Raw genomic sequence first — 24,647 nt, 5'->3', positions numbered from 1 at the left:
GGACGGCCGGTGCCGGGCAAGGATCGGGGGATGGATCGGGGCGTGGTGGCCGCTGTGGGACTCGAACCCACACGGGCGAAGCCCGAGGCATTTTAAGTGCCTTCCGTCTACCAATTTCGGCAAGCGGCCCTGCGATGCGCCGAAGCGGTAACCGTCGGCGCGGACGAGATCAAGTTTCTCGAGATCAAGCGTCCGGCGTCCAACCGTAGAGCCAGGCGTAGCGTTCGCGCATGCCGTCTGGGCCGAGACGACGCATCACCGCGTCGCGCACGAAGGCGGTGATGCCGCCGGTATGGTAGGTCCGGCCGTTGGCGCGGGCGGCGCGCTGCACCCGGCGGACCCGGCGCCGACGGGCCCTGGCGTAGGCGTCGAGCGCTTCGACGACGGGCTGCGCGGCGAGGCACTGCGCAAGAATCGCGCAATCTTCGATCGCCAGTGCCGCACCCTGCGCCAGGAACGGCAGAACCGGGTGGGCGGCGTCGCCCAGCAGCGCGACCCGGCCGCGGGCGATCGGGCGCGCCACCGGCCGGTCGGCGAGCGACCAGACCAGCCAGGAATCGGGCACGGTCAGGAGTTCGGCCAGATCCGGCGCGCAGTCGCGGAACTGCGCGCGCAGCACCGCCGGCTCGCCGAGCCGCCCCCAATCTTCGTCGCCCTGCCGCTCCGGCACGACCGCGACAACGTTGAGGTCGCGCCCGGCATGGATCGGGTAGTGGACGACATGGCGGCCGCGCCCGAGCCAGAGCCCGGTCGCCTCGCCCGCAAGCGCCTCCGGCACCGCCTCACGCGGCACGATCGCCCGCCAGGCGGCCATCCCGGCTTGGCTGAGCCCACGCGGATCGAGGTGGCCGCGGATGCGCGAGCGCAGGCCGTCCGCGCCGACGACCAAGTCGGCCGACAAACTTTCGCTGCGCGCGCCGTTCCCGCTCTCAAGGGCTAGGGTGACGCAGTCCTCGGTCTCGGTGAGGCCGGTGACTTCGCGGCCCATCAGCAGGCGGATGCCGGGGCGGGAGCGCACCGCGTCGAGGAGCAGGGTCTGAAGGTCGGCTCGGTGGATGACGTAGTAGGGCGCACCGAAGGCGTCGCGCGCCGCCGCGCCGAGCGTCACGCCGCCAATCTTGCGGCCCGAATCGAGCGCGCGGACGACGACGCCCGGCGGCTCCGATCCGGCGCGCCGGAGGGCCGCCGCGAGGCCGAGGTCGGCGAGCACGCGGCTCGCGTTCGGGGAGAGCTGAAGACCGGCGCCGACCTCGCTGAACCCGGTTCGGCGCTCGACGATCGTGACGGCGTGGCCGGCGGCGTTGAGCGCCAGGGCCGCGGTCAGCCCGCCGATCCCACCGCCGACCACGGCGACGCTCAGCGCCGGCCCGGGGTCTCGCGGCATCAGGCTTCGCGGCATGGCCCTATTCGGCCGCCGCCTTCTGGTCGTGCCAGACGCTCGCCGCCGGATCGGCGTGGCCGGCCTTCAGGTCGGCGCGGTGGCGATAGAGCGTCGAGCAGTACTGGCAGATGATCTCGTTGTCGGCACCCATGTCGAGGAACACGTGCGGGTGGTCGAACGGCGGCAGCGCGCCGATGCACATGAACTCGCGCGAGCCGACATGGATGACCGCGACGCCGAGCTCGTTGTGGAAGTGCGGTACCGCCCTGTCAGCCATCGCGCCGTCCTGTGCCTTGGGACCCGTCGCACCGGGTCGCCCGAGCCCCGCTTATGCCGCCGTGCCTCCGTCCGGCGCAAGCCTCGGAGCGAACGCAGGCGCCCTCAGGTCACGCGGCGCCGGGTCGGTCGCCCGGCGTAGAGTTCCGTGACTTGGCGCTGCGGCGGCCACGCCGTACATAAGCTGTCGAAGACCGGCCCGGCGCGGACAAGCCCCTCGATGACCCAGCAAGACCAAGCGACGCGGCGGGTGCCCCAAGCACCGATCCACGGGCCGGAGGGCTTCGAAGGCATGCGCCGCGCCGGACGCCTGACGGCGGAAGGCCTCGACGTGCTGATGGAGGCGACCCAGCCCGGCGTGACCACCGAGGCGCTCGATAAGCTCGCCTACGAGTTCGCCATGGATCACGGCGCCTACCCGGCCTCGCTGCTCTATCGCGGCTACCCGAAATCGATCTGCACCTCGATCAACCACGTGGTCTGCCACGGCATCCCCAACGACAAGCCTTTGCGCGAGGGCGACATCGTCAACCTCGACATGTGCCTGATCCTCGACGGGTGGCACGGCGATTCGAGCCGGATGGCCTTTGTCGGCGAGGTGCCGCGCAAGGCCGCCCGCCTATGCGAGATCACCTACGAGGCGCTGATGCGCGGCGTCGCCGCTGTGAAGCCCGGCGGCTCGACCAACGACATCGGCCGCGCGATCCAGACCTACGCCGAGGGCGAGCGCTGCTCGGTGGTGCGCGACTTCTGCGGCCACGGCCTCGGCCGGAGCTACCACGACGCGCCGACCATCCTGCATTACGTCGAGGCGAGCTACGACGTGTCGCTGAGGCCGGGCCAGTTCTTCACGATCGAGCCGATGATCAACCTCGGCCGCCCGGCGGTGAAGGTGCTCTCCGACGGCTGGACCGCGGTGACCCGCGACCGCTCGCTCTCGGCCCAGTTCGAGCACACGGTGGCGGTGACCGAGACCGGCGTGGAGATCTTCACGGTGTCGCCGAAGGGGCTGCACCAGCCCGCCAACCCGGGAGCCTGAGGCCGTGCCGGGCCCCGGCGACGAGGCCGAGCACGGGCTCTTCGCCGAACGGCCGGCCGTCGCCCCGAAGCCGGAGGCGCCGCCACACTATCTCGGCCATCGCGACCGCCTGCGCGAGCGCTTCACCAAGCACGGCGCCGACGCGCTGCCCGACTACGAGCTGCTCGAGCTCGCCCTGTTCCGCGCCATCCCGCGCCGGGACGTGAAGCCGCTGGCCAAGGCGCTGATCCGCCGCTTCGGCAGCTTCGCGGAGGTGCTGAGCGCCGAGCCGGCGCGCCTCGCCGAGGTCGAGGGCGTCAGCGCCGGGGTCGTCGCCGACCTCAAGCTGATGGAGGCGGCCGGGCGGCGGCTGGCGCGGGGCGCCATCGCACAGCGCGCGCTGCTCTCCTCCTGGGCCGAACTGATCGAGTACCTGCGCGCCACCATGGCCTTCGCCACCCGCGAGGAGTTCCGGGTGCTGTTCCTCGACAAGCGCAACCACCTCATCGCCGACGAGATCCAGGGGCGCGGCACGGTCGATCACACGCCGGTCTACCCGCGGGAGGTGGCGCGGCGGTCGCTCGAACTGTCGGCGACCGCGATCATCCTGGCGCACAACCACCCGTCGGGCGATCCGGCGCCCTCGGCCGCCGACGTGGCGATGACCCGCGAGGTCGTCGCCGTGTTGAGCCCGCTGAAGATCGTGGTGCACGACCACGTCATCCTCGGCCGATCGGGTCATGCCAGCTTAAAGGGCCTGCGCCTGATCTGAGACGTGTTTGGAACGAGCCTCGGACAAGCTCGTAATCCCTTTGCGTGGCGCGCCTCTTGCCTCTAGCGTGCCGTATCGGGGAGAGACTGTATGGCGGGCGTAGCCTTCGACGAGATGACCGCCTTCGCAGGCAGCGCGACGAGCCAAGCCGACGTCCGCGAGGCCTACGGCCAGCTCAAGGCGTGGCTCGACGCGACGCCTGTCGATCACTTCAACACCCGCCGCAGCCAGGCCGAGCTACTGTTCCGGCGTATCGGCATCACCTTCGCCGTCTACGGCGACAACGAATCGACCGAGCGGCTGATCCCGTTCGACATCATCCCGCGGGTGATCACCAAGCCGGAATGGGGCTTCCTCGAGCGCGGGCTGAAGCAGCGCGTCACCGCGATCAACATGTTCCTGAAGGACATCTACGGCGCCCAGGAATGCATTAAGGCCGGCATCATCCCGGCCGACCTCGTCTACAAGAACGCACACTACCGGATGGAGATGCGCTCGTTCCGGGTGCCGCACGACCTCTACGTGCACATCGCCGGCATCGACATCGTCCGGACCGGCGAGAACGACTTCTTCGTGCTGGAGGACAACGCCCGCATCCCCTCCGGCGTGTCGTACATGCTCGAGAACCGCGAGGTGATGCTGCGGCTGTTCCCGGACCTGTTCTCCCGCCACCGCGTGGCGCCGGTGGAGAACTATCCGGACGCCCTGCTCGCGACGCTGCGCAGCCTCGCGCCGGTGACGGCGACCCGCGACCCCACCGTCGTGCTGCTGACGCCCGGCCGCTACAACTCGGCGTTCTACGAGCACTCTTTCCTGGCAGACAAGCTCGGCGTCGAGCTGGTGGAGGCCGGCGACCTCTTCACCAAGGACGACGTGGTCTACATGCGGACCACCGAGGGGCCGCGCCGGGTCGACGTGATCTACCGCCGCCTCGACGACGACTTCCTCGACCCGTTGGTGTTCCGCCCCGATTCGATGCTCGGCGTGCCGGGCCTGATGAACGCCTACGAGCGCGGCAGCGTCACGCTGGCCAACGCGGTGGGCACCGGCATCGCCGACGACAAGGCGGTCTACAGCTACATGCCGGAGATCGTGAAGTTCTTCACCGGCGAGGAGCCGATCCTGCACAACGTGCCGACCTATCGCTGCCGCGAGAAGGAGGCCTTCTCCTACGTGATGGACAACCTGTCCGAGCTCGTCGTGAAGGAGGTCAACGGCTCGGGCGGCTACGGCATGCTCGTCGGGCCGCACGCGACCAAGCGCGAGATCGAGGAGTTCGCCAAGCGCCTGCGCCACGCGCCGGACGGCTTCATCGCCCAGCCGACGCTCTCGCTCTCCACCTGCCCGACCTTCGTCGCCTCAGGCGTGGCCCCGCGCCACGTCGACCTGCGCCCGTTCGTGCTGTGCGGCGCCGACGAAATCCGCATCGTGCCGGGCGGGCTCACCCGCGTGGCGTTGAAGGAGGGATCTTTGGTGGTGAATTCGAGCCAGGGCGGCGGTACGAAGGACACCTGGGTCCTGGACGCGTGACGGCCTGACGCCTGCCCTCACCGAGAACCGCGGAGCGGCGCACGCCTCCGGGCCGAGCCGAAGAGACCCAGCGAAACAGCCATGCTCTCCAGGACTGCCGACAACCTCTACTGGCTCTCGCGCTACGTCGAACGGGCGGAATTCGTCGCCCGCATCCTCGACGCCGCGCATCGGCTGGCCTCGCTGCCGACGAGCTACGGCGGAGGCGAGACCAACGAATGGGCCTCGGCGCTGGCCTCTGCCGGCGACCCGGAGGTGTTCAAGCCGCATTACGACGGCGTGAACGCCGCCACCGTGTGCGACTTCCTCGCCTTCAGCCCGCACAACCCGTCCTCGATCCGCTCCTGCATCGAGAGCGCGCGCGAGAACGCCCGGAGCGTCCGCACCGCGCTCACCACGGAGATGTGGGACACCATCAACGGGGCGTGGCTCGAATTGCGGTCCTACGAGAAGAAGGATCTCGACCGCGACGCGTTCTCGCGCTTCCTCGACTGGGTGAAGGGCATCTCGCTGACCTTCGACGGCTCGGCCTACCGGACGATGCTGCGCAACGACACCTACTGGTTCACGCGGCTCGGTACCGCGATCGAGCGGGCCGACAACACCGCCCGCATCCTCGACGTGAAGTACAAGATCCTCCTGCCGGCATCCGAGACCGTCGGCGGCAGTCTCGACTACTTCCAGTGGACCACGATCCTACGCGAAGTCTCCGCCTTCAACGCCTATCACTGGGTGTATCGCGAGAGCGTCAAGCCGCTGCTGGTGGCCGACCTGCTGATCCTCAACCGGCAGATGCCGCGTTCCTTCGCCAACTGCTACGGCGTGCTCGTCGAGCATCTCGACCTGATCGCCGACGCCTACGGGCGGCGCGGCGCGAGCCAGCGCCTCGCGAGCAACTTGCTCGCGCGCCTGGAAAGCGAGGAGATCGACCGGGTCTTCGCCTCGGGGCTGCATGAGTTCGTGATCGCGTTCATCGGCGAGAACAACAAGGTCGGCGCCGCGATCGCGGACCAGTATCTCGGCTGAAGCGCCGAGGTCCGCGGAAGACGTGGCGATTCGGCTTCCAAGGACGCGGGCTCGGTTGCGCGCGACCGCGGAACGTCGTGTAGAACGTGGCACCGGGGCCGCGCGTGGCTCCGACCGTCGGCGCCGCCGAGATGGGCGGAGGCGGGACGGCGAAGGCAAAGCCGGCACGAACGAAGCCGGCAGAGGCAAGACGGGCAGAATCGACGCATGCGCATCCGCGTGGTCCACGAGACCATCTACAGCTACGAGCAACCGGCACGCGGGCTGATCCAGGTCCTGCGCATGACGCCGCGCGACCACGACGGCCAGTACGTCCGGCGCTGGCGCATCGAGCCGTCGGTCGACGGCCGGCTCACCGAGCGCGAGGACGGCTACGGCAACGTCGTGCACTGGTTCACGCCGGACCAGGCCTCCGAGGCCCTGGTGATCCGGGTGACCGGCGAGGTCGACACCCACGAGACCCACGGCATCGTCCGCGGCGCCGTCGAGCGGCTGCCCGAGACGTTCTACCTGCGCGACACCGACCTCGTCCTGCCGAGCCCGGAGATCCAGGCGCTGTCCGACGCGGCCGCCACCGCCGGCGATCCGGCCGCCCTCCCCTTCCTGCACCGCCTGATGGCCGCGGTGCACGCGCACATGAGCTACACGCCGGGCCCTGCCAGCGCCGCCGTGCCCGCGCCGAAGGCGTTCGCGGCGGAGGCCGGCGTGTGCCAGGACTTCGCCCACGTCTTCATCGCCGCCGCCCGGCACCGGGCGATTCCCGCCCGCTACGTCTCCGGATACCACCGTCCGGAGGGAAGCGACGTCGAGCAGCAGACGCCGCACGGCTGGGCCGAAGCGCTGGTGCCCGATCTCGGCTGGGTCGGCTTCGACCCGACCACCGGCGACGCGACGACGGAGGCCTACATCCGCGTCGCCTCCGGCCTCGACTACCTCGGCGCCGCCCCGATCCGCGGCAGCCGCACCGGCGGCGGCACCGAAACGCTGGACGTGAAGCTCCGGGTGGAGCAAGCCCAGGCGGCACCGCAATCCTGACGCGCGCACCTCTTCGAAAAGCCTGATCCCATGACTTACTGCGTCGGCGTCCTCGTCGAGGACGGCCTGGTGATGATCGCCGACACCCGCACCAATGCGGGGCTCGACGACATCTCGACCTATCGCAAGCTCCACCACTTCAACGTGCCGGGCGAGCGGGTGATGATGCTGGCCTCGGCCGGCAACCTCTCGGTGACGCAATCGGTGCTGAGCCTGCTCTCCGAGGGCGTGACCGGCGACGACGGCGAGCCGAAGCTGAAGCTCGTCGAGACGACCACGATGTTCGAGGCGGCCCAGCTCGTCGGCCGTGCCATCCGCCGCGTCCGCGCGATCGAGAAGACCGGATTCGAGGCGGCGGGGCTTCGGTTCTCCGTGTCGCTGCTGTTCGGGGGCCAGATCGGCAGCGAGCCGATGCGGCTGTTCCTGATCTACTCGGCCGGCAACTTCATCGAGTGCAGCACCGACGCGCCCTTCCTGCAGATCGGCGAGCACAAGTACGGCAAGCCGATCCTCGACCGCGCCGTGAAGTTCGAGACCGAGCTCTACGACGCGCTCAAGGTCGGCCTCGTCTCGATGGATTCGACGATGCGCTCGAACCTCGGCGTCGGCCTGCCGATCGACATCGCCCTCGCCCGCCGCAACGCCCTCGACCTCGAGGTCAACCACCGGATCGAAGCCGGCGAGGGCTACTTCCACGACCTGCGCGAACGCTGGTCGGCAGCTTTGCGCGCCGCCCACCGTGCGATCCCGCGCCCGCCCTACGGGCCTGCGCCGACGAAGTAGCGTTCACCGCCAGCGGTATTCCCACCCCCACCCTCATCCTGAAGTACCGCAGCGAAGCGGAGGCCTCGAAGGAGGCCTCCAGGTATCGCGCGCGAGCTGGATGGCTCCTTCGAGGCGGCTGATGCCGCACCTCAGGATGAGGGGGTGGGTGGGCGAAACCGATCGAGAGCGGTTTTCGGCGAAACGCCGAGTGGGTAGCCAGGATCCTGCGATCCTTTGATCCTGCCTCAGCGCTCGTCCGAGCGGGTTGCCCAGGCGCTCAAAAGCGCGCGGGTCTCGGCAGCCGGGTCGGCGGCGCGCATCAGGCCGCCCATCACGGCCATACCCGCCGCGCCGTGCCGACGGCATTCGGCGGCGGTGATGATATCGATCCCTCCGAGCGCGATCACCGGAATTCCGATCCGCACAGCTTCGGCGAGCGCATCGAGCCCGAGGGCGGGGCCGTAGCCGGGCTTGCTCGCGGTGGCGAAGATCGGGCTCAGCGTCACGTAGTCCGCGCCGCCCTCGGCCGCCTCCGCGACTTCTCGGAGCGTGTGGGCCGAGATGCCGACGAGGGCTGCGCCGACCCGTTGCCGGGCCGCGGCGATGGCGGAACGATCCGTCCCGCCGCCGAGATGGAGCCCGGCGCCGAGGTCGGCCGCGAGGTCGGCGTCGCCGCCGACGGTGAGCACGCCGCCGGCCTGGCCGACGCGTTCGGCGATCCGCGCCGCCAGCTCCCGCCGCTCGGATGGTGGCAGGTCCTTGTCGCGGAACCAGACCCAGCGACCGCCGCCGTGGAGCACGGCGGCGACGGCCTCCACCAGGGGGCGCGGCCCGTGCCGGTCGGTGACCGCCAACAGGGGCGACGGCAGGCTACGAGCCGACAAGGCCGAGCTGCGGGCTCGACGGCTCGGCCCGGCCGCGTCGGGGAATGCGGCCGGCAAGATACGCGTCGCGTCCCGCTTGGACCGCGCCGCGCATGGCGTAGGCCATGCGGACGGGGTCGTCGGCCTTGGCGACGGCGGTGTTGATCAGGCAGGCGTCGGCCCCAAGCTCCATCGCGATCACCGCGTCGGAGGCCGTGCCGATGCCGGCGTCGACGATCACCGGCACGCTCATGCGGCGGCAGATCAGCTCCAGGTTGGCCGGGTTGGCGATGCCCATGCCCGACCCGATGAGCGAGCCCATCGGCATCACTGCGGCGCAGCCGAGGTCGGCGAGCCGTTGGCAGACGATCGGGTCGTCGTTGCAGTATGGCAGCACGACGAAGCCGTCGTCGACGAGGTGGCGGCAGGCCTCGATCAGCTCGGTCACGTCCGGGTACAGCGTCTCGCGGTCGCCGATGACCTCGACCTTGATCCAGTTCGTGTCGAGGGCCTCGCGCGCCAGCTCCGCGGTCATGATCGCGTCGCGCGCGGTCTCGCAGCCGGCGGTGTTGGGCAGGAAGCGACGCCCCTTCAGGATCTTGACCGTGTCCGAGCCGTGGCCCTGGAGCGAAACCCGGCGGATCGAGGCGGTGGCGACTTCGGCCCCCGAGGCCGCGACCGCATCGCGCATGATCACCTGCGTCGGATAGCCGGCCGTGCCGATGAACAGGCGCGAACTCAGCGTGACGCCGGCGACGACGAAGGGGTCGTCGGCCTCCGGACGGAGGGGTGTGAGCGTCTCGAGCATCCTCTAGCCTCCCTGCATGGCGCGTACGATCTCGATGCGGTCGCCGTCCGCGATCGGGGTGCGCTCCCAATCGCGACGGCGGACGACGTGGCCGTTGACCGCGATGGCGACCCCCTGCGGATCGGGGCTGCCGGTCTCCTCCGCCGCGTGCGCGAACAACGCGGCGAGGTCGGCGGCCTCGATCTCGCGGGCTTGCCCGTTCACCGTCAGCCTCATGCCGAAGCCCTCACGTCCTGGCTTGCGGTAAACCGTGCGAGGGAGAAATCCCGGGCCACCGCCGGCATCGCGCCCGTGGTGACGAGGGCTGCGATCGCGTCGGCGGTCACCGGGGCGAGCAGGTAGCCGTTGCGATGATGGCCGGTGGCGACGACCAGCCCGGGGGCGATCTCGCCCAGGATCGGCGCGTCGTCGTCCGAGGTCGGGCGGAACCCGCTCCACACCGCCTCGACCTCCATCTCCTCGATGCCGGGCAGCACGCGCCGCGCGCCCTCCAGAAGGGCGTAGAGCCCGCCGGCGGTGACGCCGGGGCGGAAGCCGCAGTCCTCCACCGTCGCGCCGACGACGATGCGGCCGTCGCCCTTCGGTGCCATGTGGACCTGCTCGGTCCACACCATGTGCGACAGCGTGCCGGTGTGCGCGGTCGTCTTCAGCGCCAGCGACTGGCCCTTGAGCGGGCGGACCGGCAGGGCGAGGTTTTGGGGCAGCAGGCCGCCCTCCCCACTCCAGGCGCCGGCCGCAAGGATCACGGTGTCGGCCTGCAGAACGCCATTGGCGGTGCGGAGGCCGGTGACGCGCCCGGATGTCCGTTCGAGGGCGACGACCGGGCTGTTCTCGACGAGCGCCACGCTGGCGCCACGGCAGGCCTGCACGAGCGCCGCCATCACCCGGCTCGGATCGACCTGGTGGTCGAGCGGGCAGAACACGCCGGCGGTGACCGAGGGGCGCAAGGCCGGCTCGCGGCGGCGGACCTCGGTGCCCGCGACCCATTCGGCGGCGACGCCCGAGCGGCGCTGCAAGTCGTAGCGGAAGCGCAGGCGCTCGACCTCGTCGCGGCCGATGGCCAGCACCAGCGTCCCGTCCTCGCGGTAGTCGATGTCGTGGCCGGCGGCCGCTTCGAGCTCGTCGCGGAACCCGGGCCAGCGCCGCAGCGAATCGAGGGCGAGCGGGAGCAGCGGGTCCGAGCCGGGCTCGTGCTCGGCCGCGGGCGCCAGCATGCCGGTGGCGGCGAGGCTCGCGCCGGACCCGATGGTCTCGCGCTCGACGACCGCGACGGACCGACCGGACTGCGCGATGCGCCAGGCGATCGACAGCCCGATCAAGCCGCCGCCGACGATGGCGACGTCGGCGCGGGCTGGCAACGTGACGGACGGGTTCGTGCCGCCGTTCGTCCGGCGAACCCCGATCGGTGATGCTGGGTGACGACCCAAAAGATCCTCCGCGTGGTGTCGCAGAGACCGGGCCTGACGCTTCCTTCGAGAAGCTGGTGCGATCCGTCCACGAGGACGACGCCCACGGTCCAATCCCTACGCCGGTGTGAACCGGATCAGGTTCGAAGGATTTCCGCGCCGCGAGCCCTTGCGAGCCTGCCAGCGGTTTCTCAGCCCCTTGCCGGGGATCTCCCTGGAACACCGCAGATGTGGTCCCACTGGCCGGCCCGGTCAACCCCGTCAAAGGGGCGAACGCGCAGGATGGTCGCCGTCTGTCGTCGTCACGCCGAGACGGTTCGGAAACCCTGTCGGCACGAAAGGCAGCGAGTTTCCGCCGGGTACGCGCGAGGCGCCACGTATCGTTCACCGGTTCCGTGGTGGTCTCCGCCGGTCCCCCTCGGGGCGCGGAGGTTGGCGTTGCGGACGATCCTGTTGCTCTGCGTAGGGGCCGGCCTCGCCGCAGGCGTGCTCGGCGGGGTCGGCGACCGCCTGACCCACCGCAAGGCCGACGCGCGGCCGGCGCCCGCGGCGCCGCCATCATCCTCGGCACCGAGTGCGATCGCCCTCAATGCGGACCGCAACGGTCACTTCCTCGCCGACGCCCTGGTGGACGGCCGCTCGCTCCGGATGATGGTCGACACCGGCGCCACCGCGTGCAGCTTCACCGAGGAGGCGGCCGCGCGTCTCGGCCTCGTCCTCACGCCGCGCGACTTCACCCAACCGGTGATGACGGCCAACGGCGTGGTGCGGGTCGCCCCGGTGCGCATCGGCATGATCCGGATCGGGCCGGTCACCGTGCGCGACGTCGAAGCGGTGGTCGTGCCCGGCGGCGGCCTCGGCACGAACCTGCTCGGGATGTCGTTCCTCAAGCGGGTGCGCGACTTCAGCATCGCCGGCGGCACGCTGACGCTGCGGGGCTGAGATCAGCCCTGGCGGCGATGCGGCTTCGGACGCGGCCGGTAGACCATCATCGGCTCGGAAAAGCCGTCGAGGACGTGCTCGCCGAGCGGCACCGGATCGCCCCACAGGAAGTCGACGAAGGGCTTCGACATCAGCAGCGGCTCGCCCAGCGTCTTGTTGAGCCGGGCGATGCGGCTCGCCATGTTCACGTCGCGGCCGATGACGGTGAAATCGAGCCGCGTGCCCGAGCCGACGTTGCCGTAGGCGGCCTCGCCGTGGTGGAGCGCGATGCCGGCCATCATCGGCACCGCGAACTGGTGAAGGGTGTTGGCCTCCTCGAGCGCTTGGAGTGCGCCCTGCGCCGCCGTCAGCGCGCCCTTGGCGGCGCCGCCGAGGTCGTCGCCCGGCTCGCGGAAGATCGCGAGCAAACCGTCGCCGAGGTACTTCAACACCTCGCCGCCCTCACGCTCGATCGGCGGGACCAGGCAGTCGAAGAAGATGTTGAGCAGGTCCACCGCCTCTTCCGGCGTCATGTCCGCCGAGATGCGGGTGTAGTCGCGCATGTCGGCGAACAGGATCGCCGAGCGGATGCGCTTCACCTGGCCGCGACGGATGTCCCCCGACAGGATCGCCCGGTGCGGCTCGTCGCCGACGTAGATGCGCAGCACCGTGTCGAGCTGCTTGGTGACGAGGCGCATCTCCATCACGGCCGCGAGCGCCGGCATGACGAAGCGCAGGATCGCGACGTCCTCGTCGCGGAACCCGTCCGGGTCGCGGGTCGCGAAGGTGATGCCGTTATGGGTGCCGTTGGTGAAGAACAGCGGCACGACGATGTAGTGGGTGTAGCCGGCGGCCTTCAGGTCGGGGATCACCGAGTAGGCGTCGTCCGGCGTGTCGGCGAGGTCGAGGATCAGCCATGCGGCGTCCTCGTGCACCTTCCGGAACGGGCTCGCCGCGTAGGCGCGCTCGGAAGCCTCGCCGTGCGGAAACAACCGCACGGTGGTGCCGGCCTCGCGCGTCCAGATGCGCCCGATTCCGGAATACTCGGAATGCAGCGTGTCGATCGCCGTCGAGGTCCGGTCCACCGGCACGCCGACCTGGTTCAGGCGCTCGGCGAAGCCCGCGATCAGGTCGTCGGGCTCGGGCAGGCGCGCTCCTTCGCTCAGCAACCAGTCGCGGATCGCGACGCATTCCTGCAGCGCGCCGAACGGCACGTCGTCCGCCTCCGAGCCGTCGGCTGCGGCGGTCGGCGGCACGGGTGGATGCTGGCGACGCTCAAGCATACGGCCAAGGTGGGTTCGCGGACCGCCAAAGCAAGGCTTCGGGCCGCCGACGACGTGGTCCGCCGACACGAGTCGGCGAAACACGTCATGGCGGATCGGCCGCTCAGTTGTCCAGGAAGCTCCGCAGCTTCCGGCTCCGGCTCGGGTGCTTCAGCTTGCGCAGGGCCTTCGCCTCGATCTGGCGGATGCGCTCGCGGGTCACCGAGAACTGCTGGCCGACCTCTTCGAGGGTGTGGTCGGTGTTCATGCCGATGCCGAAGCGCATGCGCAGCACGCGCTCCTCGCGCGGGGTGAGCGAGGCGAGCACGCGCGTCGTGGTCTCGCGCAGGTTCGACTGGATCGCCGCGTCGATCGGCAGGACGACGTTCTTGTCCTCGATGAAGTCGCCGAGGTGCGAATCCTCCTCGTCGCCGATCGGCGTCTCGAGCGAGATCGGCTCCTTGGCGATCTTGAGGACCTTGCGCACCTTCTCCAGCGGCATGGCCAGCTTCTCGGCCAACTCCTCCGGGGTCGGCTCGCGGCCGATCTCGTGCAGCATCTGGCGCGAGGTGCGGACGATCTTGTTGATCGTCTCGATCATGTGCACCGGGATGCGGATGGTTCTCGCTTGATCCGCGATGCTGCGGGTGATCGCCTGGCGGATCCACCAGGTGGCGTAGGTCGAGAACTTGTAGCCGCGGCGGTACTCGAACTTGTCGACGGCCTTCATCAGGCCGATGTTGCCCTCCTGGATCAGGTCCAAGAACTGCAGCCCGCGGTTGGTGTACTTCTTGGCGATCGAGATCACGAGGCGGAGGTTGGCCTCGATCATCTCCTTCTTGGCCTGGCGGGCTTCGCGCTCGCCTTTCTGGACCATGTTGACGATCTTGCGGTACTCGCCGATCTCCAGGCCCGTCTCGGAGGCGAGCGTAAGAATCTGCTCGCGCAGGTCCGAGACCTGCTTCGAGCCCTTCTCGACGAGGTTCTTCCAGCCCTTGCCGCCCAGCGTGCCGACGCGGGTCATCCAGTTCGGGTCGAGCTCCCAACCCTGGTAGTGGCGCAGGAACTCGTCGCGGGCGACACCGTGGCTCTCGGCGTAGCGCATCAGGCGGCCCTCATGCGAGATGAGACGCTTGTTGATGTCGTAGAGCTGCTCGACCAGGGCCTCGATGCGGTTGTTGTTCAGGGACAGCGACTTCACGTCGGCGACGACGGTGTCCTTGAACTCGGCCTGCTTCTTCTCCTGGGCGGGCGTCGTCTTCTCGTTGCCGGCCTTGCGCGCGGTCTCCTCGTTCTGGAGCTTGCGCAGCTTGCGGTAGTTGTTGGCGATCGCGTCGAACGTCTCGAGCACGCGCGGCTTGATCTCGGCTTCCATCGCCGCGAGCGAGACGTTGTTCTCCATGTCGTCGTCGTCGTCGCCGCCCTCGGGCGCCGGCGTCTCGGCCTCGGCTTCCTCTCCCTCGGTCGCGCCCTCGGCGATCTGCGGGTTCTTGCCGTCGGGGCCGGCATAGGTGGCTTCGAGGTCGATGATGTCGCGCAGCAGCACCTTGCCGTCGACGAGCTCGTCGCGCCAGATGATGATCGCCTGGAAGGTCAGCGGGCTCTCGCACAGGCCCGCGATCATCGCCTCGCGGCCGGCCTCGATCCGCTTCGCGATGGCGATCTCGCCCTCGCGCGACAGCAGCTCGACCGAGCCCATCTCGCGCAGGTACATGCGCACCGGGTCGTCGGTGCGGTCGGTCGGCTCCTTGGTGGCGGTGACGACCGCGACGGCGCGCGTCGGGGCGACCTCGGCCACCTCCGTGCCCTCGGCGCCCTCCTCGTCCTCCGACGCCTCGCCGTTGGCGGGCTTGTCGGCGGCGGCCTCGTCGGTCTCCTCGGCCTCGACGACGTTGATGCCCATCTCGGAGAGCTGGGACAGCACGTCCTCGAGCTGGTCGGGGTCGGACTGCCCCTCGGGGAGGACCTCGTTGACCTCCTCGTAGGTGATGTACCCGCGCTTCTTGGCGAGCTTCACCATCCGCTTGACCGAAGCATCCGTCAGGTCGAGGAGCGGCCCATCGGTCTGCTCTGCCGGAGCGGTGTCCGTCTCGTCCCGTTCCGTTGCCTTCGTCGCCATGATCAGCCTATTGTTTCGGCGCGGCACGATGCGGGGGCCTCTCGGCCACGCCGCGCCGTCGGCGCCGCAATGCGTGTGGAACCCGGACGAATCACTTCGACCGCGTCGTAGCTCGGACTCGGTATGCAAGCGAGACGCTTGACCGATTGTTAACCATGCCGCGAAGGCGCTTCGTATTCCGCCATCGCACAGGCCCTACGACACAGTCGAGTCGTTCGTGTCCTGCAGGTCCGCCTCGGTCTCCGCTCCCGCGATCACCGCCAAGCGCTCCTTGACGTCGCACAGCCAAGCGAAGTTCGCCTCTGTTTCTTCTTCGACGAGCGCACGTTCCGCCTGTCGGAGTTCGCTATTTAGCGCGCCGGCCTTGCGGTGCAAGATCACGGCCTGACGCAATGCGTCTTCCAGCTTGACCAGGTCGGCATGCGGATCGAGCGCCCAACGGTCGCCGGGGCGCACCCGCGCGGCGAGCCGCGCGCTCGCCGCCTCGAGCCCCGCCCGGGCCAAGCGGTTCTCCACCACCGCCACGTCCGGGTCGGCGGCGTCGGCCGCGCGGTCCAGGAGCAGCGAGCGCAGGGCCACCGCATCCGGATCCTCGAGATCGAGGGCGGCGAGGTCCTCCGCTTCGAGACCGAGCAGCTCGGGGTGGACGAGGAGGCTCGCCACGATCATCGCCTCGCGGGAGCTGCCGCTGCCGGAAAACCCGTTGGAGCGGGCAAGCCCGGCGCTCGGCCCAGCGGTGAGCCGCGGCGACGGCGGTGGATCGCCGGGGCGAGGCTTCCTTAGGTAAGTATTCTGCCGTCCGCCCGGCTGGTAGGCGCCGCGCTGCTGAGGCGCGCTGCGGGGCGAGAGACCGCGCAGGCGCTCCTCGATCTCGTCGCGATAATAGCTCCGCACCGTCTCGTCGCGGATGCCGGAGATCAGTCCGCGCAGGGTCTTGGCGAGGCCGGCGCGGCGCTCCGGGGTGTCGGTCGAGCCGGTCTCGACGGCGCGGCTCCACAGCACCTCCACCAGGGGCTTGGCCGCCTCGACCACCTTGTCGATCGCCGCCGCGCCGCCCGAGCGCAGCAGGTCGTCGGGGTCCTGGCCCTCCGGCAGCATCGCGAAGCGCAGCGACCGGCCCGGCTCCAGCATCGGCAGGGCGACGTCGAGAGTCCGATTGGCGGCGCGCTGCCCGGCGCCGTCGCCGTCGAAGCAGAGGATCGGCTCGTCGGCATGACGCCACATCAGCGCCAGCTGCTCCTCCGTGAGCGCCGTGCCGAGCTGTGCCACGGTGTTGGGGTAGCCTGCGAGCGTCATCGCGATGGCATCGATGTAGCCTTCGACGCTGATGAGCGTGCCGCGATCGTGGGCGGCCTTGCGCGCCTGGTTCAGGTTGTAGAGCACCTGCCCCTTGTGGAAGAGCGGCGTCTCGGGCGAGTTCAGGTACTTGGCCTTCGCGTCCGCTTGCATCGCGCGGCCGCCGAAGGCGATCACCCGGCCGCGCACGTCCGCGATCGGGAAGATGATGCGGTCGCGGAAGCGGTCGTAGGGCACGGCGATGTCCTCGCCCGTCACCAGCAGGCCGAGCTCGCCCATCAGCGCCTTGTCGACGTCCTTGGCCGCGAGGTGGTCGCGCAGGCCGTAGCGGTCGGCCGGCGCGTAGCCGAGGCGGAAACGGCTGCGGATCTCGGGGCCGAGTTCGCGCCGGTCGAGGTAGGCGCGGCCGGCCGCGCCGGCGGGGGACGCCAACCGCTCCTCGAACCAGGCGGTCGCCAGCTCCATCACCTCGATCGCGCCGCGGCGCTTGGTCTCCATCTCGCGGGTGTCGGCGCTGGGCGCCGGCAGCGACACGCCGGCCTCACCGGCCAGCCGCTCGACGGCCTCGGGGAAGCTCAGGCCCTCGGTCTCGATCAAGAAGCTGAAGATGTCGCCATGCTTGCCCGAAGAGAAGCAGTGATAGAACTGCTTCTGGTCGTTGACGTAGAAGGACGGCGTCTTCTCGGCGTTGAACGGCGACAGCCCGCGCCACTCGCGCCCGGCCTTCTTCAGCTTCACACGCCGGCCGACCACGTCGGAGGCGGGAAGCCGATTGCGGATCTCTTCGAGGATGTGGGGCGGGTAGCGCACAGGTATGCGGCGGGTCCGGTGTCCGGTGTTCGGACCGGGATGTATACCGCAGGCACCCGCACCGAGTCCCTTCCCCGGGACGACGGTGGATAGCGGGCAGAACCGCGGTGTCGCGTCACGCCTTCGCGTTCAGCGCCGCCTTCACCAATCCGCTCGCCTTGGCGAAGTCCATGCGGCCGGCATAGGTGCCCTTCAAGATCGCGATGACTTTACCCATGTCCTTCGGGCCGGCGGCGCCCGCCTCAGCGATGGCGGCATCGATCGCGGTCTGCGTCTCGGCCTCGTCCATCTGCTTGGGCAGGTAGGTCTCGATCACCGCGATCTCGGCGCGCTCGTTCTCGGCCAGCTCCGGCCGGCCGCCCTGCTCGTAGACCGCAGCCGATTCGTTGCGCTGCTTGATCATCTTCTGCAGCAGCGCCAGGATCTCGTCGTCGCTCGCCGGCTCCTTGCCGAGCCCCCGCGCCTCGATGTCCTTGTCCTTGAGCGCCGCCTGAATCATCCGGATCGTCGCGAGCTTGGCCTTCTCGCCGGCCTTCATGGCCTCCTTCATCTCGGTGGTGAGGCGGGCGCGGAGCATCGGGCTTGTCCTTGAGGTGGTGCGGAACGGAGGTGGCGCGAAAGCGAAGGTCGTGCAGAAACGGGTGGCTGGCCTGCGGTTTGCAGCGATTGAGCCGCGTTCGATGCGGCACCACATTGACCCCGTCGCCGCGGGCTCGATAAGACCGCCGCACACGATCACCCGCCGCCCGCTCGCGCCGTCTCGACGGCGCCGGTCGAGGCCGGACATAAGCGAGATCACCGTGATGCTGCAAGACAGCGCTTCCGCGCCGAGAGACGCCGCCTTGCCCGAGCCCTGGGCCGAGCCCGTCGCCACCGCGTTGCTGGTGCTGGCCGACGGCACCATCCTCGAAGGCTTCGGCATCGGCCAGACCGGCGTCGCCGACGGCGAGGTCTGCTTCAACACGGCGATGACCGGCTACCAGGAGATCCTGACGGACCCGTCCTATGCCGGGCAGATCGTCACCTTCACCTTCCCGCATATCGGGAACACCGGCACCAACGACGAGGATCTCGAAAGCCTCGACGCCGCCCCGGCGTCGGGCGTGCGCGGCACGGTGATCGCCTCGGCCGTGACCCAGCCGTCGAGCTGGCGCTCGTCCTCGCACCTCGACGCGTGGCTGAAGGCCCGCGGCATCCTCGGCATCACCGGGATCGACACCCGCGCGCTCACCGCCCGCATCCGCGACCACGGCATGCCGAACGCGGTGATCGCCAACGACCCGCAGGGCAACTTCGACCGCGAGGCCCTGAAAGCGCGCGCCGCGGCCCTCGCGCCGATGGAAGGCCTCGATCTCGTGCCCCCGGTGACCAGCCGCGAGCGCTCCGACTGGAGTGAATCGACCTGGACGGTGAAGGCGGGCTACGGCCGCGGCGTACCGGGCGAGGGCCTGCGCGTCGTCGCGATCGATTACGGCGTGAAGCGCAACATCCTGCGGCTGCTGACCGAGGCCGGCTGCACGGTCACCGTCGTGCCGGCGACCACCAGCGCGGCCGACATCCTGGCGCTGAAGCCGGACGGCGTGTTCCTGTCGAACGGTCCTGGCGACCCGGCTGCGACCGGCGAATACGCGGTGCCGGTGATTCGCGAGCTGCTCGCCTCGAAGGTTCCGACCTTCGGCATCTGCCTCGGGCACCAGCTTATGGGCCTCGCGCTCGGTGGGCGCACGGTGAAGATGGGCCAGGGCCACCACGGCGCGAACCATCCCGTGAAGGACAAGACCACCGGCAAGGTCGAGATCGTCTCGATGAACCACGGCTTCGCCGTCGACCCGGCGAGCCTGCCCGAGACCGCGGTCGAGACCCACGTCTCGTTGTTCGACGGCTCGAATTGCGGACTCACCCTCACCGACCGGCCAGCCTTCTCGGTGCAGCACCACCCGGAAGCCTCGCCGGGTCCGCGCGACAGCCACTACCTGTTCGACCGGTTCGTGACCCTGATGCGGTCCGGCAAGCCCGAGCCGGCGTCCGGCGCGGCCTGATCGCGCGGGGCGTCGGAGGCAACCGTCGCCCGCCATCGGTGTTGTCGATCCACATGACGGATCGACAGCCCGAAAGGCGCATCATGGCCGAGCACGACGCAGACCGCTCCTCGCTGAAGGGTTCTTCCGCGAACACGGACCACAACGGCCAGGATCTCGGACAGGATTCGCCCCTCGACGTCGGCACCCCATCCCGGACCCAGGCCGGCCTCAAGGGCAACCCGGCTGGCGAGGCCGAGACCGCGCGGATCGCCTCGGGCATGAAGAGCGAGGACGCCACCGACCAGACCGAGGCCGAGACACCGCCGGAAAACCTGCGGGCGATCCGCGGCGAGGGCCAGCCGGGCGCAACCGCCTCTGAGGCGATCGATCGCGCTACCGCCGCCGTCGGGCAGGACGACGGGAAGCGCTGATGGCCCGCGACACGGACGAAGCCTCGGAGACCGTCACCCGCAAGCCGGACGACAAAGTCGGCAGCAGCGGCAAGCCCGCGGCCGGCGGCGGCGGGCACACCGCCGAGCAGTCGGCGATCACCGACATGGGAACGGGCGGCAAGTCCGACCCCGAGCGGAAGGCCGATTGGAAGCAGGGCGGCGAGCCTGGCCGCGCTCCGCCGACGCCCGGCGGCTCGTCGGGCGGGCATTCCGACCAGAAGGCGTCCCGCGGCCCACAGGCCGACCAGACGGTCGCCGACGGGCACTACAAGGCCGAGCGCGAGGAGGGAAAATGAGCAAGCACGACAAGCCTTCGGGCAACTCTTCGGACGAGCCCCCGAAGGGCAAGCCCGCCAACGTCGCGCCGGACGCGGTGATGGACCCGAACGAGAAGACCGACGGGCATCCGGGCAAGGGACCGCAGGGCGGCGCTTCGAAGGACGAGGACGCCGACCCGGGCGCCGGCTGAAAACGCTTTGCTGTCGTGCTTTCGCGGCGGCGGACGCCAGGAACGAAAAAAGGCCCGGGTAGCGATGCCCGGGCCTTCTTGCTGGTGCGGTCGAGAACCTTACACGGCGCCGGTGACGGCTTCTTTCGAGCGCTCGAAGCGCTTGCGGTCGTTCGGGTCGAGATGGGTCTTGCGCAAACGGATCGACTTCGGCGTGACTTCCATCAGCTCGTCGTCCTGAATCCAGGCGAGCGACTTCTCCAGCGTCATCCGGATCGGCGGCGTCAGGCGCACGGCCTCGTCCTTCGAGGTGGTGCGGATGTTGGTAAGCTTCTTGCCCTTGAGCACGTTCACCTCGAGGTCGTTCTCGCGGTTGTGCTCGCCGATGATCATGCCCTGGTAGACCTTGGCGCCGGGCTCGATCATCATCGGGCCGCGGTCTTCCAGGTTCCACATGGCGTAGGCAACGGCCTCGCCCTTGTCGTTCGAGATCAGCACGCCGTTGCGGCGGCCGGCGATCTCGCCCTTGAAGGGCTCGTAGGCCTTGAACAGGCGGTTCATGATCGCCGTGCCGCGCGTGTCGGTCATCAGCTCGCTCTGGTAGCCGATGAGGCCGCGGGTGGGCGCGTGGAAGACGAGGCGCAGGCGGTCACCGCCCGACGGCCGCATCTCGATCATCTCGGCCTTGCGCTCCGACATCTTCTGCACGACGACGCCCGAATACTCCTCGTCGACGTCGACCACGACCTCCTCGACCGGCTCCAGGATGCCTCCATCCTCGTCCTTCGAGAGCACGACGCGGGGACGCGACACGGCGATCTCGAAGCCTTCGCGACGCATGGTCTCGATCAGGATCGCCAGCTGCAACTCGCCGCGACCGGAGACGAAGAAGCTGTCCTTGTCGGCGGCCTCCTCGATCTTCAGCGTGACGTTGCCCTCGCCCTCCTTGAACAGACGGTCGCGGATCATGCGGCTGGTGACCTTGTCGCCCTCGGTGCCGGCGAGCGGCGAATCGTTGACGATGAAGGACATGGTCACGGTCGGCGGATCGATCGGCTGGGCCTGGATCGGGGTCTCGACCTGCGGGTCGCAGAACGTGTCGGCGACGGTGCCCTTCACGAGGCCGGCGATGGAGACGATGTCGCCCGCCTCGCCGACATCGATCGGCGCGCGCTCCAGGCCGCGGAACGCGAGGATCTTCGAGACGCGGCCGGTCTCCACGAGCTTGCCCTCGCGGTCCATCACCTTGATCGCCTGGTTCGGCTTCACGGTGCCGGACGCGATGCGGCCGGTGATGATGCGGCCGAGGAACGGGTTGGCCTCGAGCAGGGTGCCGAGCATCCGGAACGGACCCTCCTCCACCTTTGCCGGGGGCACGTGCTCGAGCACGAGGTCGAACAGCGGCGCGAGGCCGTCCTCCTGCGAGCCGTCCGGCGCGGTCGCCATCCAGCCGGCGCGGCCCGAACCGTAGAGGATCGGGAAGTCGAGCTGGTCGTCGGTGGCGTCGAGCGCCGCGAACAGGTCGAACACCTCGTTCACCACCTCGGTGATGCGGGCGTCCGGACGGTCGACCTTGTTGATGGCCACGATCGGGCGCAAGCCGATCTTGAGCGCCTTGCCGACCACGAACTTGGTCTGCGGCATCGGACCCTCGGCCGCGTCCACCAGCACGATCACGCCGTCGACCATCGACAGGATGCGCTCGACCTCGCCGCCGAAGTCGGCGTGGCCGGGGGTGTCGACGATGTTGACGCGGGTGTCCTTCCAGACGACCGAGGTCGCCTTGGCCAGGATGGTGATGCCGCGCTCCTTCTCGAGGTCGTTCGAGTCCATCGCCCGTTCCTCGACCCGCTGGTTGTCGCGGAAGGAGCCGGACTGCGACAGCAGCTTGTCGACGAGCGTCGTCTTGCCGTGGTCGACGTGGGCGATGATGGCGATGTTGCGCAGCTTCATGGTGTTTCCGAAGCGAGTAGAACCCGCCACGGGACGGACCGCTGTTACGGTCGGCCACGCCGGGTCGAGAACGGGTTCGAGCTATTGCGCCGCAATATAAGGAGTCGGCCTCTGCGGCAAGGGGGCAGTGGTTCTGGGCAGTGGTTCTGGGCAGCGATCCGAGACAGTGGTCAGCCGTACAGCGCCAGCGGCAGCGCCACTAGGGCGATGGGCAGCGCCAGCAGCGCAGCCGGCCTGAGCCAGCCCGGCCTGTAGGACAGGAACGCGACCACGAGGAGCGCCGCGCCGGTCAAGGTGCCGACCCATTGCACCGACCCGAAGTTCCAGCCCTCCAGCGTCACCGCTGCGGCGAAGGACAGCCCGATGCCGGCCCAGCCGGCGATTCGGAGAGTCCGCGCGCGCGCCGCGCCGGCCCGCACCAGGAAGGCGTCGCGGTGGTGGCGGTCGAGGCTGAGTGCCAGCGCCGAGAGGCCGGCAAAGCAGAGCGCCAGGTTGAGGGCGACGACGATGGCGGTCATGCGCGCAGGGCCTCCCGTCCGGCGATGGCGGCGTCCGCGCGTTGCGCCTGCGGAGGCCGCGGTCGCCCGGCCTTGCGCGCGGCGAGCACGAACAGCACGCCGAGGACGATCATCGCGGCGTCGAAGCCGAGGAAGCGCAACTCGCCGGCGAGCGGATGCAGGCCGGTGGCGATGGCGCCGACGAACGGGACCGCGAGGAACAAGGCGCCGACGAGCGCCAGGCCCTCGCGCCAGACCGTCCCGGCCGGGCGCACGGCGCCCAGCACCGCCACGAGCGCCCAGGCTCCGAAAAACACGCCGACCTCCCAGTCGGCGCGGGCCGCGAGGTCGAGGGGCAGCAGGCGGTTGGCGAGGAAGTAGGCGGCGATCCCCGCCGGAAGGCCGGCGATGGTGCCGAGGTTCAGCACGCGCACCAGCCTTACGCCGAAGCCGTCCGCCTTCGCCCCCTTCGGCGCACGGGCCACGGCCCACAGCACGAGGCCGGTGGCGACGGTGGCCGCACCCATGATTCCGCAGAGGAAGAACAGCGCCCGCAGGGCCGCGCCGGCGAAGTGGCCCTCGTGGAGGCCGAGCATCACCGTAGAGGTCTTGGCCGCGGCGCGGGTCGCGTCGTTGCGTCCGAGGACGGCGCCGGTGGTGCCGTCGAACGCGATCTGCGGGTGCTCGTGGGCGAGGCCGGGCGGTTCTTCGAAGATCGCGACCACCGAAGCCGCGGCGTCGGCGGGGTTGTAGACCGAGACGCCCTCCGGCGCCTCGCCGCGTTCCGCGATCGCCTGCGCGATCATGCTTGAGAGCGGCGCCAGCGTGCCGGGCTTGCCCGCCGGGCCGCGCAGGTCCGGCATCAGCCCGCTGTCGACGTAGAAGCGCATCTCGTCGCCCTTGTAGGCGGCGGCGACGCCCCAGGGCATGTACATCGGCGCGAGGGTGACGAGGCCGGTGTAGGTGATCATCAGGTGGAACGGCAGCGCGAGCACGCCGAACACGTTGTGCGCGTCGAGCCAGCCGCGCTGCGAGCGCCGCCGCCGGAAGGTGAAGAAGTCGGCGAAGATCCGCCGGTGGGTGACGATTCCGGAGACCAACGCCACCAGCATCACCAGCGCGCAGGTGCCGACGATCCAGCGGCCCCAGAGTGGCGGCATGCCGAGCTCGAAGTGGAAGCGGTAGAGGAAGTCGCCCCCTCGCGTGTCGCGCGCCCCGACCGGCGCACCACTCGTGGAGTCGAGCAGCGCCTGGTGGAACGGGCCGTCCAGGCTCTTCCACCACATGACGCCGACCGCCGGCTTCTCGGGCTTCGGCAGCTCGACGTACCAGCCCACGGCGTCGGGCATCGCCTTCTGCAGGTAGGCGGCAGCGAGGTCGGCCGAGCTGGCCGGGTCGGTCGCGCCGGCCACCAGCTCCGGCCGCATCCATTGCGAGATTTCGGCGCGATAGTAGCTCGCCGTGCCGGTGACGAAGACTGAAAACAGCACCCAGCCGACCACGAGGCCGGACCACGCGTGCAGCCACGCCATCGACTGGCGGAAGCCCTGCCTCATGCGGCACCGGCGGCGGAGAACCCGCCCGCGAGCCACAGCCCACCGCCGAGGACGGCTGCGAGGCCGGCGACCGCGAGCGCGGCGCGCCCGAGGGTGCGGGCGGCGAAGACGTAGACCACCACCGCCACCATCACCGCGAAGCTCACGAGCGTTGCGCTCGCGACCGCCTCCGAGCGGACGAGGGGCAGCGTCAGCGACAGGAGCGCGGTCAGTAGCGCTGCGACCGCGTAGCCCCCGAGCACCGCGAGCACGATCCGCCCTGCCACCGCGAGGCGGTAGGCCGGACCGCGCCGTGCGTCCTTCTGCTGAGTCATCGCGGCGCATCCCTCGGGCTTCGCCCCGCAAGGGGGCGCGATCGATGCCGGGGGTAGCAAGGCCGCGGGCGCTGTTGCAACCGCTATGTTTCAGAACCATTCCAGTTAGCGCGCAACG

Annotated in this window: 24 protein-coding genes, 1 tRNA gene, 1 pseudogene and 1 riboswitch; of the genes and pseudogenes, 11 read left to right on the top strand and 15 right to left on the bottom strand. The window is 69.9% G+C overall.

Annotated elements, in window-relative coordinates:
• Nucleotides 1–43: 43 nt before the first annotated feature.
• From FV234_RS00730 to FV234_RS00720, 3 genes are all read right to left on the bottom strand, one after another.
• Nucleotides 44–129: transfer RNA gene (locus tag FV234_RS00730), tRNA-Leu, on the bottom strand.
• Nucleotides 130–184: 55 nt separating this feature from the next.
• Nucleotides 185–1,384 carry an FAD-dependent monooxygenase gene (locus tag FV234_RS00725; RefSeq protein WP_147827828.1) on the bottom strand — a complete coding sequence of 400 codons (1,200 nt, stop codon included), beginning with the start codon at nt 1,382–1,384 and terminating at the stop codon, nt 185–187.
• A 19-nt stretch (nt 1,385–1,403) separates the two neighbouring features.
• Complete coding sequence (locus FV234_RS00720) at nt 1,404–1,658, bottom strand: zinc-finger domain-containing protein (RefSeq protein WP_147750140.1); 255 nt, start codon at nt 1,656–1,658, stop codon at nt 1,404–1,406.
• A gap of 219 nt (nt 1,659–1,877) precedes the next feature.
• Between FV234_RS00720 and map the strand changes: the two genes are divergently transcribed.
• From map to FV234_RS00690, 6 genes are all read left to right on the top strand, one after another.
• Nucleotides 1,878–2,696: a type I methionyl aminopeptidase gene (map, locus tag FV234_RS00715; protein WP_147827817.1), complete on the top strand. Its 819-nt coding sequence runs from the start codon at nt 1,878–1,880 to the stop codon at nt 2,694–2,696.
• 4 nt (nt 2,697–2,700) lie between these two features.
• Nucleotides 2,701–3,447 (top strand): DNA repair protein RadC, encoded by a 747-nt coding sequence (gene radC, locus FV234_RS00710; protein WP_147761311.1) that lies wholly within the window; start codon nt 2,701–2,703, stop codon nt 3,445–3,447.
• Between the two features lie 90 nt (nt 3,448–3,537).
• Nucleotides 3,538–4,977 carry a circularly permuted type 2 ATP-grasp protein gene (locus FV234_RS00705; protein WP_147750137.1) on the top strand — a complete coding sequence of 480 codons (1,440 nt, stop codon included), beginning with the start codon at nt 3,538–3,540 and terminating at the stop codon, nt 4,975–4,977.
• 81 nt (nt 4,978–5,058) lie between these two features.
• Nucleotides 5,059–6,003 (top strand): alpha-E domain-containing protein, encoded by a 945-nt coding sequence (locus tag FV234_RS00700; RefSeq protein ID WP_147750136.1) that lies wholly within the window; start codon nt 5,059–5,061, stop codon nt 6,001–6,003.
• A gap of 207 nt (nt 6,004–6,210) precedes the next feature.
• The gene (locus tag FV234_RS00695) at nt 6,211–7,038 is read left to right on the top strand and encodes a transglutaminase family protein (RefSeq protein WP_147827816.1); all 828 of its coding nucleotides are present in this window, start codon (nt 6,211–6,213) and stop codon (nt 7,036–7,038) included.
• 30 nt (nt 7,039–7,068) lie between these two features.
• A complete protein-coding gene (locus FV234_RS00690) occupies nt 7,069–7,821 on the top strand; it encodes a peptidase (RefSeq protein WP_147750134.1) in 753 nt (250 codons plus the stop codon).
• Nucleotides 7,822–8,048: 227 nt separating this feature from the next.
• Here the strand turns inward: FV234_RS00690 and FV234_RS00680 are convergent, their stop codons facing one another.
• The 4 genes from FV234_RS00680 to thiO are packed head-to-tail and all read right to left on the bottom strand — an operon-like array spanning nt 8,049 to nt 10,832.
• On the bottom strand, nt 8,049–8,657 hold the full coding sequence (locus FV234_RS00680) for a thiamine phosphate synthase (protein WP_246686095.1): 609 nt from the start codon (nt 8,655–8,657) through the stop codon (nt 8,049–8,051).
• 16 nt (nt 8,658–8,673) lie between these two features.
• Entirely contained in the window at nt 8,674–9,474 is an 801-nt protein-coding gene (locus tag FV234_RS00675) for a thiazole synthase (protein ID WP_147761313.1), read from the bottom strand.
• 3 nt (nt 9,475–9,477) lie between these two features.
• The gene (gene thiS, locus FV234_RS00670; RefSeq protein WP_147827814.1) at nt 9,478–9,690 is read right to left on the bottom strand and encodes a sulfur carrier protein ThiS; all 213 of its coding nucleotides are present in this window, start codon (nt 9,688–9,690) and stop codon (nt 9,478–9,480) included.
• A complete protein-coding gene (gene thiO, locus FV234_RS00665) occupies nt 9,687–10,832 on the bottom strand; it encodes a glycine oxidase ThiO (protein ID WP_306422440.1) in 1,146 nt (381 codons plus the stop codon). Before thiO ends, thiS begins: the two co-directional genes overlap by 4 nt.
• A gap of 144 nt (nt 10,833–10,976) precedes the next feature.
• Nucleotides 10,977–11,105: riboswitch (TPP riboswitch) on the bottom strand.
• A gap of 213 nt (nt 11,106–11,318) precedes the next feature.
• Here thiO and FV234_RS00660 point away from each other — a divergent pair.
• Nucleotides 11,319–11,822 (top strand): TIGR02281 family clan AA aspartic protease, encoded by a 504-nt coding sequence (locus tag FV234_RS00660; RefSeq protein WP_246686094.1) that lies wholly within the window; start codon nt 11,319–11,321, stop codon nt 11,820–11,822.
• A gap of 2 nt (nt 11,823–11,824) precedes the next feature.
• Here FV234_RS00660 and FV234_RS00655 read toward each other — a convergent pair whose 3' ends face one another.
• The 4 genes from FV234_RS00655 to FV234_RS00640 form a co-directional block, all read right to left on the bottom strand.
• Complete coding sequence (locus tag FV234_RS00655; RefSeq protein ID WP_147750130.1) at nt 11,825–13,084, bottom strand: adenylate/guanylate cyclase domain-containing protein; 1,260 nt, start codon at nt 13,082–13,084, stop codon at nt 11,825–11,827.
• 103 nt (nt 13,085–13,187) lie between these two features.
• The gene (rpoD, locus tag FV234_RS00650; protein WP_147750129.1) at nt 13,188–15,182 is read right to left on the bottom strand and encodes an RNA polymerase sigma factor RpoD; all 1,995 of its coding nucleotides are present in this window, start codon (nt 15,180–15,182) and stop codon (nt 13,188–13,190) included.
• Between the two features lie 195 nt (nt 15,183–15,377).
• Nucleotides 15,378–17,288: a DNA primase gene (gene dnaG, locus FV234_RS00645; protein WP_147827811.1), complete on the bottom strand. Its 1,911-nt coding sequence runs from the start codon at nt 17,286–17,288 to the stop codon at nt 15,378–15,380.
• Nucleotides 17,289–17,403: 115 nt separating this feature from the next.
• A complete protein-coding gene (locus FV234_RS00640) occupies nt 17,404–17,865 on the bottom strand; it encodes a GatB/YqeY domain-containing protein (RefSeq protein ID WP_147827810.1) in 462 nt (153 codons plus the stop codon).
• 226 nt (nt 17,866–18,091) lie between these two features.
• Here FV234_RS00640 and carA point away from each other — a divergent pair, with 226 nt between their 5' ends.
• The 4 genes and pseudogenes from carA to FV234_RS26020 all read left to right on the top strand — a co-directional run bounded on the left by carA (nt 18,092) and on the right by FV234_RS26020 (nt 20,230).
• Nucleotides 18,092–19,327, top strand: a complete 1,236-nt coding sequence (gene carA / locus FV234_RS00635) for a glutamine-hydrolyzing carbamoyl-phosphate synthase small subunit (protein ID WP_147827809.1) — start codon at nt 18,092–18,094, stop codon at nt 19,325–19,327.
• 83 nt (nt 19,328–19,410) lie between these two features.
• A pseudogene (locus FV234_RS00630) lies at nt 19,411–19,734 on the top strand (hypothetical protein); the annotation flags it as partial.
• Nucleotides 19,735–19,739: 5 nt separating this feature from the next.
• Nucleotides 19,740–20,057, top strand: a complete 318-nt coding sequence (locus tag FV234_RS00625; RefSeq protein WP_147814144.1) for a hypothetical protein — start codon at nt 19,740–19,742, stop codon at nt 20,055–20,057.
• A complete protein-coding gene (locus FV234_RS26020; RefSeq protein WP_187273541.1) occupies nt 20,054–20,230 on the top strand; it encodes a hypothetical protein in 177 nt (58 codons plus the stop codon). Before FV234_RS00625 ends, FV234_RS26020 begins: the two co-directional genes overlap by 4 nt.
• Before the next feature lie 99 nt (nt 20,231–20,329).
• Here FV234_RS26020 and typA read toward each other — a convergent pair whose 3' ends face one another.
• The 4 genes from typA to FV234_RS00605 form a co-directional block, all read right to left on the bottom strand.
• Nucleotides 20,330–22,162 carry a translational GTPase TypA gene (gene typA, locus FV234_RS00620; protein ID WP_147750124.1) on the bottom strand — a complete coding sequence of 611 codons (1,833 nt, stop codon included), beginning with the start codon at nt 22,160–22,162 and terminating at the stop codon, nt 20,330–20,332.
• Between the two features lie 170 nt (nt 22,163–22,332).
• Nucleotides 22,333–22,680 (bottom strand): DUF3325 domain-containing protein, encoded by a 348-nt coding sequence (locus tag FV234_RS00615; RefSeq protein ID WP_147827807.1) that lies wholly within the window; start codon nt 22,678–22,680, stop codon nt 22,333–22,335.
• Nucleotides 22,677–24,215 carry a PepSY-associated TM helix domain-containing protein gene (locus FV234_RS00610; RefSeq protein ID WP_147827806.1) on the bottom strand — a complete coding sequence of 513 codons (1,539 nt, stop codon included), beginning with the start codon at nt 24,213–24,215 and terminating at the stop codon, nt 22,677–22,679. Before FV234_RS00610 ends, FV234_RS00615 begins: the two co-directional genes overlap by 4 nt.
• Nucleotides 24,212–24,529 (bottom strand): iron transporter, encoded by a 318-nt coding sequence (locus tag FV234_RS00605; protein ID WP_147827805.1) that lies wholly within the window; start codon nt 24,527–24,529, stop codon nt 24,212–24,214. Before FV234_RS00605 ends, FV234_RS00610 begins: the two co-directional genes overlap by 4 nt.
• Nucleotides 24,530–24,647: the final 118 nt, after the last annotated feature.

The organism is Methylobacterium sp. WL8 (assembly GCF_008040045.1).
Lineage (GTDB): Bacteria > Pseudomonadota > Alphaproteobacteria > Rhizobiales > Beijerinckiaceae > Methylobacterium > Methylobacterium cerastii.
Note: the sequence above shows the minus strand (reverse complement) of the source record. Positions and strands in the feature narration are given on the sequence as shown.